The sequence below is a fragment of the Streptomyces sp. Isolate_45 genome, from assembly GCF_024721315.2.
In the GTDB taxonomy this organism is placed as follows: Bacteria; Actinomycetota; Actinomycetes; order Streptomycetales; family Streptomycetaceae; genus Streptomyces.
On record NZ_JANFAK020000252.1, the window covers coordinates 1 to 8,256 of the forward strand.

Here is an 8,256-nt window from a genome sequence, read left to right on the forward strand (position 1 = left end):
CCCCCCCCCCCCCCCCCCCCCCCCCCCCCCCCCCCCCCCCCCCCCCCCCCCCCCCCCCCCCCCCCCCCCCCCCACGGTCATGTTCACGTGTCCACGTGATCACGTCGAGGAGAACAGCCGTGCCCGAAGGGCATACGATCCACCGCCTCGCCCAGGACCACACCGAGCGGTTCGCCGCCCGCCCCGTCCGGGTCAGCAGCCCCCAGGGCCGCTTCGCCGAAAGCGCCGCCCTGCTCGACGGCCGCACCCTGGAGAGCGCCGAGGCACACGGCAAGCACCTCTTCCTCGAACTCGGCGACGCCTGGATCCACATCCACCTCGGCCTCTTCGGCAAGCTCGGCTTCGGCCCGGCCCCCGCCCCGCCGGCGGGCGACACCGTCCGGCTGCGCCTGCTGAACGACGAGCACCACGCCGATCTGCGCGGCCCCACCGCCTGCGCGCTGATCGGCGAGGGCGAGAAGAAGGCGATACACGACCGGCTCGGCCCCGACCCGCTGCGCCCGGGCGACGACCCCGCCCGCGCCTGGGCCCGCATCTCCCGCTCCCGCACCACGGTCGCCGCCCTCCTCATGGACCAGAAGGTCGTCGCCGGAGTCGGCAACGTCTACCGCGCCGAGGTCCTCTTCCGGCACGGCATCGACCCGTACCGGCTCGGCAAGGACCTCACCCGCGCCGAATGGGACGCCATGTGGACGGACCTCGCCGCCCTGATGCGCGAGGGCGTGCGCCACAACCGCATCGACACCGTCCGTGACGAGCACCTCCCCGAGGCCATGGGCCGCCCGCCGAGGGTGGACGACCACGGCGGCGAGGTGTACGTCTACCGCAGGGCGAACATGCCCTGCCACCTCTGCGGGGGCGAGATCCGCACCGCCGGCCTCGCCGCCCGCAACCTCTTCTGGTGCCCGGCCTGCCAGTCCCGCTGACCGCTCGACCGGGCCCCGGTCCTCAGAACTGGTGGGGCAGCCAGGGCGCCACGTCCCCGGCGAAGGCACGCGAAGCCTCCCGCAGCGCGCCCGGACGCAGCTCGCGGACCCGGCCCGCCGCCGCCAGGGAGGTCAACGTCACCCCGCCCAGGTACGCCGAGCCCAGCTCCCGCACCGACAGCTCCAGCTCCGCCGCGTCCCCGGTCCGCGTGCACTTCGCGGCACCCCCCGCGCCGGCCGTCAGCCGCCACCGGCCCGTGTTCCACGGGCAGAACGCGTCCTCGACCTCCAGGACCACGTCCAGCGGAGCCCCGTACGTCCGCGCCTCCAGGGCCGCGCCCAGCTCCACCAGCCGCAGGTGCAACGCGTCCCGCTGTCGCGCCCGGGTCCGTCGCACGTCGCTGACCAGGTGCAGCAGCGGATCGTCCATCGGCCGCCCGAACGCCCGCACGTGCCAGGTCAGGTCGATCTCGAAGAGGTAGCGCCACAGCGCCGCGTACGCGGCCGGGTCCAGCGCGTCCACCTGGCCGACCAGGACCTTGCCGTCCGAACCCGTCGGCTCCCAGTCCGGCGTGACCCGGTAGCGCGCGTACCCGACGACCTCGCCGGCCGCGTCCTCGGCGACCACGCACTTCAACGGGGACGCGCCCTCCCGCCGCCCCGGCGGATCCAGCAGCGCCTGCCGCTCCCAGCCCGGCCGGCGCGCCGTCATCCCCGGCCGGGACGGGACCAGGGCCGCGTAGACCCGCTCGCAGTCGGCCAGCGCCTTCTCCGGGTCCACCAGCCGCAGCCGCACCGCGTCCGTCCCCGGCGGGGGGTTCAACCGCGCGCGGGTCGTGTCGATGTCCACGGACAGGGCGTACGCGGCCGTCCCGTAACCGAACCGCCCGTAGATCTCCGGCTCCGAGGCCGTCAACACGGCGATCGGCTCACCGCCCGCCCGGACGTCGTCCAGCTGGCGGCGCATCAACGAGGTCAGCACCCCGCGCCGCCGGTGCGTCGGCGCCACCCCGACCATCGTGACCCCCGCCGCCGGAACCAGCGCACCGCCCGGCACCGACAGCCGGAAACTGAACGCACCGGCCGACCCCACGCACGTCCCGCCGTCCCAGACCCCCAGCGAACGCTCCGGCTCCGTCAGGGACCGGTACAGCTCCCGCTCCTCCGGCGGCTCGGCCACACCTCCGAACGCCAGTTCCAGATGGTCGTACCAGACATCCCACTCATCGGACTGCAATACGCGCGTAACAAGTGCCATAAGCCCATGCCTACCAGGGCCTTCCGCCCCGTACGAAGCGATTTTCTCCCGGAACGGACCGGTCGTCCGGTGGTACCCCTGCGCACACACAGCCAGGATGGATAGGGTCCCGAACAATGGCCGGAGCACGCGTGGAGACGCTCACGGCCCGGGCGCGCATGCTGTCGCACCGGGCCCGCACCGCCCTGCGCAAATCCGCCGTCGACTACTTCCGCGGCGACGCCTCCGACTGGCTCGCCTTCGGCGGCCTGCTCCTGACCGTTCCCGCGATCGCCTGCGGCACGCTCATGATGCCGATCTGGTTCTCGCCCTCCGCCCTCGTCCTGCCCATCGTGGCCGGCGGCCTGCTGCTGCGCCCCGCGAGCCTGCTCGCCCTGTACGCCGCCTCCGCCGCCGCCCTCATCGTCGAGGCCCTCGTCCTCGGCCCGTACACCCAGGGCCCGGCCAGGGTCACCCCCGGGACCGTCCTCGTGGTGGCCGCCTGCGGGTTCTTCGGGCTGGTCATCGCCCAGTTCCGCAGCCGCGTCGGCGTGCCCTGGAGACGCGGCGGCACCATGCTCTTCGACCTGCGCGAACGCATCCGCGTCCAGAGCAAACTGCCCGCCCTGCCCAGCGGCTGGCACCGGGAGATGGCCCTGCGTCCGGCCGGCGGCCAGTCCTTCTCCGGCGACTTCGTCGTCGCCGCCCGCACCAACGGCGGCCGCACCCTGGAGATCGTCCTCACCGACGTCTCCGGCAAGGGCATGGAGGCCGGCTCCCGCGCCCTGCTCCTCTCCGGCGCCTTCGGCGGCCTCCTCGGCGCACTGCCCCCGCACGGCTTCCTGCCCGCCGCCAACGGCTACCTCCTGCGACAGGACTGGGACGAGGGCTTCGCCACCTCCATCCACCTCGTCCTCGACCTGGAGACCGGCGACTACGAACTCCTCTCCGCCGGCCACCTCCCCGCCCTCCAGCTCTCCGCCGGCACCGGCCGCTGGCAGGAGGTCTCCGGCGAGGGACCCCTCCTCGGCGTCTACGACGGAGCCGAGTTCGAGCCCGCCCGAGGCAACCTGCGGCGCGGCGACGTCCTCATGCTCTTCACCGACGGACTCGTCGAGACCTCCGAGCGCGAGATCAGCGAGGGCATCGACCGTCTCACCGGCGAAGCCGACCGCTACGTCGCCGCCGGCTGGGACGGCGCCGCCTGGCACCTGATCGAAAAGGTCGCCAAGGACGTCAACGACGACCGCGCCCTGCTCCTGATCCGCCGGTCGGCCTGACCGAGGGTTCGGTCCGGCCGGGGGGCGGCCCGATCCGCCGGTTGCCTGACGGCCCCGCTCGGTCCCGCCCGCCCCCCGGCCCCTCCGCCCCACGTCCTACCCGCCCCGCCCGGGGGGTTTACCCCACCCCCGACCGGCCGGCCTCCGCCATGTCCCCGGCACCCGCCGCTCCGTAGCGTCGAGGACATCACCGCGACAGCGCACCGCACGACGCGGCGGCACACAGCGGACGACGGCACGGAAGGCGGCACACCATGGGGCTCCGGCGGAGCAGGCGGCGGCACGAGGAGTCCGCGCGGGGGCAGGCACGGGAGGCACAGGAGCCGCAGGGGCAGGCGTACGGAGCCCCCGACCCCACCGCCGCCGTAGAACTGCGCGGTGTCCGACGCCGGTACGGACGCGGCGCCGCGACCGTCCACGCCCTGCGCGGCATCGACCTCAGCCTGCCCCGCGGCAGCTTCACCGCCGTGATGGGCCCCTCCGGCTCGGGCAAGTCCACCTTCCTGCAGTGCGCCGCGGGGCTCGACCTGCCCACCGAGGGCTCCGTCCGCCTCGGCGGCACCGAGATCACCGGCATGAACGAGAACGAACTCACCGAACTGCGCCGCGGCCGCCTCGGCTTCGTCTTCCAGGCCTTCAACCTCCTGCCCTCCCTCACCGTCGAGCAGAACGTGCTGCTCCCGATGCGCCTCGCGGGAGGCCGGGCCGCCTCCAGGGGCACGGAGCGAGCCGCCGACCTGCTCGCCCGGGTCGGTCTGGAGGGCAAGGGCCGCCGCCGCCCCGCCGAACTCTCCGGCGGCCAACAACAGCGCGTCGCCATCGCCCGGGCCCTCGTCACCCACCCCGACGTGGTCTTCGCCGACGAACCCACCGGCGCCCTCGACACCACCACCGCCGCCGAGGTTCTCGCCCTGCTGCGCGACGCCGTGGACTCCCTCGGCGCCACCGTCGTCATGGTGACCCACGACCCCGTCGCCGCCTCGCACGCCGACCAGGTGCTCTTCCTCGCCGACGGCCTCATCGTGGACCGGCTGCCGCGCGCCTCCGCCGCCACCGTCGCCGCCCGGATGGCCGCCCTCACCGCCCGCCCCGCCCCGGTGCACGCGGGAGCGGCCGCCTGATGCCGATCCGCCCCAACGGACTCGCCCGCGCGGCGGTCCGGTTCCGTCCGGCCGCCTTCGCCGGCACGTTCGTCGCCCTGTTCATGACCGTCGCCATCGTCTCCGCCTGCGGCATCCTGCTGGAGAGCGGCCTGCGGGCGAGCCTGGCGCCGACCCGCTACGCCGCCGCCCCCGTCGTGATCGCGGCCGACCAGGAGATCCGCATGCGGGTCGGCCGCGGCGAGGGCTCCTACGAGGTCTCGGCGTCCGTCCCCGAACACGCCCGGGTCGACGCCGCCCTGCTCGACACCCTGGCCCCCCTCGGCCGGGCCGTGCCCGACGTGGTCTTCCCCGTCCGCGACGCGGCCGGAGCCGGCCACCAGGCCTCCGGATGGGGCTCCACCGCCTTCACCGGTACGAAGCTCAGCGGCGGCCGCGCGCCCGGCCCGGGCGAGGTCGTCCTCGGCGGCACCCCGACCGGCCAGGACCGGGTGACCCTGGAAACCCCCGTAGGGAAGCGCGAGTTCCGTGTGGTGGGCCACACCGACGCCCCCGGCGCCCGATTCTCCGACGCCGACGCGCGCACCCTCTCCGGCCACCCGGACGCCCTCGACGCCATAGCGCTCCTCCCCACCGCCCCGACCGGACCCGCCACCGCCGCTTCCGACGAGCGGCTCGCGGCCTCCGCCCGGGCAGCCGTCGCCGGACGGGCCGAGGTGCTCACCGGCGCCGACCGCGCCGTCGACCCGCAGCTGGCCGGGGCCAAGGAACTCCTGACCGCCCTCGGCGGCTCCTTCGGCGGCACCGCCACCCTCGTCGCCGTCTTCACCGCCGCCGGGACCGTCGCCCTCTCCGTCGGGCAACGCTCCCGCGAGTACGCCCTGCTGCGCGCCGTCGGGGCCACCCCGCGCCAGATCCGCCGCACGGTCGCCACCGAGGCCCTCCTCGTGGCCCCCTTGGCCGGAGCGCTCGGCTGCCTCCCCGGCTTCGCCCTCGCCTCCTGGTGGTTCGGCGCGCTCCAGGCCAAGGGAGCCGTCCCCGAGGCCGTCGAGCTGACCGTCTCCTGGATCCCCCTCGCCTGCGCCGCCGGCATCGGCCTGCTCACCGCCCTGATCTCCGGCTGGGCCGCCGCCCGCAAACCCGCCCGGATCCGCCCCGGCCAGGCACTGGCGGCCGCCGCCGTGGAACGCGTCCGCCCCGGGTGGATCCGTACGCCCCTCGGCGTCCTCGCCCTCGCCGGCGGCGCCGCCTGCGGGGGCCTCGCCGCCGCAGGCAGCGGACCCGACGCCGCCAACGCCGCGCTCGGCGTCGTCATGCTCTTCATGCTGGCCGTCGCCCTGCTCGGCCCCCTCATCGCCCGCGCCTGCGCCGCCGTCCTCGGCTTCCCGCTGCGCCTCGGCGACGCCTCCGCCGCGCTGGCCGCCGCCAACTCCCGGGCCCACGCCCGCCGCCTCGCCTCCGCGATCACGCCGATCGTGCTCGCCATGGCCTTCTCCTCCACCCTGGTGTTCCTCCACACCAGTGAGGAACGGGCCACCCGCGAGCAGCAGACGAGCGGCCTGCTCGCCGACCGCGTCGTCACCGCCCCGCCCGCCGACATCGGCTCCCGGGCCCTGCCCGCCGGCGTCACCGCCGCCGTACCCGTCACCCGTACGTCCGTCCTCGCCGAACTCGGCTCCGGCCCCGACCGATGGCTCCAGGGCGCCTCCGCCCAGGCCGTCACCGGACCCGGCGCGGCCCTCGCCCGGGTCCAGGACCTCGACGTCCGCGAGGGCGGCCTCGACGCCCTGCGCCCCGGCACCGTCGCCGTCGACCGCAACCTCGCCGACTCCGCGCACGCGGGCCTCGGCGACCGGCTGCCGCTGCGGCTGCCCGACGGCACCGAGGCCGCGCCCGAGATCGTCGCCCTCTACACCCGCGGGCTCGGCTTCGCCGAGGTCACCCTGTCCGCCGCCGACCTCACCGGGCACATGACCTCCCCGGCACCGACCGAACTCCTCGTCCGCGGCGACTCGCCCGCCCTCGCGGAGCTCGGCCCCGTCACCGACCGGCGGGGCTGGACCACCGCACAGGGCACCGACCGGCAGGTCAACGCCTGGGCCAACACCGTCATGGCGTCCGTCCTCGGCGGCTTCGCGGCCGTCGCCGCCGTCAACACCCTCGTCATGACCGTCCTGGACCGCCGCCGGGAGCTGCGGATGCTGCGCCTCGTCGGCTCCACCCGCCGCCAGGTGCTCCGCATGATCCGCTGGGAAACCCTGCTCATCACCGGCGCGGGCGTCACCCTCGGCTCCACGATCGCCCTCGCCACCCTGTTCCCCATGACCCGGGCCCTCACCGGCGCCCCGCCGCACATCCCGCCGCTCCTCTACGGCTCCTTCGTGGCCGCCGCCCTCCTCCTGGGCCTGACCGCCACCACCCTCCCGGCCCGCAACGCCCTCCGCACCCCCGGCCCCTGACCCGACGGGCCGCGCCCCGTCCGGGCCACCGCAGGTGCCGGTCCCGGCGGCCGGGCGCGGGGTGTTGTTCCCCCCAGTCCGGGCCGTCTTCCGGCGGGTTCCCGCGGTCCCGGCCAAGGCTTCCGGCAGGGTGCCGGGCGTCATGTCCGCGGCCGCGCCCGGGTGGTGTTCACTCAGCCCGCGCCCTTCCGGTTCCTGCGGCCGGGCTCGGGGTGGTGCGGAGGGTGATTGGTCCGGGGGTGGTGTTCCCGCAGCCCGGCCCCTGCCGGCGACGTGCCCGGCAGGGTTCCGGCGGCCGCGTCCGGGAGGAAGCCCGGCCCCTGGCGGCCACCCCCCTGGGCCGCGGCCCCGACCCGTCCTCGAGCCACCGCTCCGGGCGGCGCTTCCGAGGCCGCTCGCGTCACCCCGCCGGGTGCCGCGGCCGTCGTCGCCCCGGCCGCCCCGTTGTCGCCTCCGCCTCGGACGGGCGGGCGCACGCCCCGTCACCCCACTGCGGTCCACGGGCCGATGCCGAGCTTCCCGGTGTTGCCGAGGTCGATGGAACGCCCCAGTTCGAGGGTCTGCCGGGGTGCGCCGGGGCGGGGGACGACCTCCAGCACCCAGCCCTCGACCGCCGGGACCGTCGAGTCGGTGACCAGGTTCCGCCACACCAGCCCCACCCGCGCCGCCTGTCCCGGCTGGAGGGTCACCTGCTGCGGCGCCGCGTCCAGCCCGGTCCCCGTGGCCACCCCGTTCGACCCGGGCGCGACGGAGACCTCCACCGGCCGGCGCTGCCGGTCCAGCACCCGCACCTGCGGGTGGCCGTTGAGTACGTAGGGCTTCGTACCGCAGTTGACGAGCTGGACCTCCGCCACCCGCAGCCCCATCGCCGCGTCCCCGGCGCCCTCCAGCAGCCGCACCCCGCCCTCGGGACAGGCGTCCGACGGGGCAACGGCCGAGGATGAGGCGCCCGGAACCCCGGGCCGACTCGGCACCCCGTACACCGGCGCGCTCGGATCCGGCCGGTCGATCCTCGGCGCACCCGGAACCCCGGACGCCCCGGACGCCCCGGGCATCACCGTCGGCAGCCGGGACGGCGCCGCCGGCGCGGAGCCCGCAGTTCCCGTCCCGCACCCGGCCACGGCCGCCAGACCCACCGTCAGGACCACTCCCCGTACCCACCGCTTCATGATCGCCATGCCGCGACCCTATGGCGGCCCCGCCGCCCACCGCCGGCCCCGCGCACAGCCCCCGGACCGTCCCCGCGCCGGCGGC

General features: G+C 76.1%; 6 protein-coding genes. 4 read left to right on the plus strand and 2 right to left on the minus strand.

Going from position 1 to position 8,256, the window contains the following annotated elements; genetic code table 11:
* The first annotated feature begins 119 nt into the window (after nt 1-119).
* Nucleotides 120-926, plus strand: coding sequence for a DNA-formamidopyrimidine glycosylase family protein (locus NOD94_RS38810; protein WP_281210956.1), 807 nt, complete (start codon nt 120-122; stop codon nt 924-926).
* 22 nt (nt 927-948) lie between these two features.
* Here NOD94_RS38810 and NOD94_RS38815 read toward each other — a convergent pair whose 3' ends face one another.
* A complete protein-coding gene (locus tag NOD94_RS38815; protein ID WP_281210957.1) occupies nt 949-2,184 on the minus strand; it encodes a GNAT family N-acetyltransferase in 1,236 nt (411 codons plus the stop codon).
* Nucleotides 2,185-2,300: 116 nt separating this feature from the next.
* Here NOD94_RS38815 and NOD94_RS38820 point away from each other — a divergent pair, with 116 nt between their 5' ends.
* The 3 genes from NOD94_RS38820 (at nt 2,301) to NOD94_RS38830 (ending at nt 7,002) form a co-directional block, all read left to right on the plus strand.
* Nucleotides 2,301-3,443, plus strand: coding sequence for a PP2C family protein-serine/threonine phosphatase (locus NOD94_RS38820; RefSeq protein ID WP_281210958.1), 1,143 nt, complete (start codon nt 2,301-2,303; stop codon nt 3,441-3,443).
* Between the two features lie 254 nt (nt 3,444-3,697).
* Entirely contained in the window at nt 3,698-4,564 is an 867-nt protein-coding gene (locus NOD94_RS38825; RefSeq protein ID WP_281210959.1) for an ABC transporter ATP-binding protein, read from the plus strand.
* Nucleotides 4,564-7,002, plus strand: a complete 2,439-nt coding sequence (locus tag NOD94_RS38830) for an ABC transporter permease (protein ID WP_281210960.1) — start codon at nt 4,564-4,566, stop codon at nt 7,000-7,002. Before NOD94_RS38825 ends, NOD94_RS38830 begins: the two co-directional genes overlap by 1 nt.
* A 482-nt stretch (nt 7,003-7,484) precedes the next feature.
* Here NOD94_RS38830 and NOD94_RS38835 read toward each other — a convergent pair whose 3' ends face one another.
* Nucleotides 7,485-8,180, minus strand: a complete 696-nt coding sequence (locus NOD94_RS38835) for a DUF4232 domain-containing protein (RefSeq protein WP_281210961.1) — start codon at nt 8,178-8,180, stop codon at nt 7,485-7,487.
* Between the last annotated feature and the right edge of the window lie 76 nt (nt 8,181-8,256).

Excerpts from the sequence above, each read along its gene's own strand:
- NOD94_RS38815 (WP_281210957.1), bottom strand. The coding sequence starts at position 2,184 with ATGGCACTTGTTACGCGCGTATTGCAGTCCGATGAGTGGGATGTCTGG.
- NOD94_RS38820 (WP_281210958.1), top strand. The coding sequence starts at position 2,301 with ATGGCCGGAGCACGCGTGGAGACGCTCACGGCCCGGGCGCGCATGCTG.
- NOD94_RS38825 (WP_281210959.1), top strand. The coding sequence starts at position 3,698 with ATGGGGCTCCGGCGGAGCAGGCGGCGGCACGAGGAGTCCGCGCGGGGG.
- NOD94_RS38830 (WP_281210960.1), top strand. The coding sequence starts at position 4,564 with ATGCCGATCCGCCCCAACGGACTCGCCCGCGCGGCGGTCCGGTTCCGT.
- NOD94_RS38835 (WP_281210961.1), bottom strand. The coding sequence starts at position 8,180 with ATGGCGATCATGAAGCGGTGGGTACGGGGAGTGGTCCTGACGGTGGGT.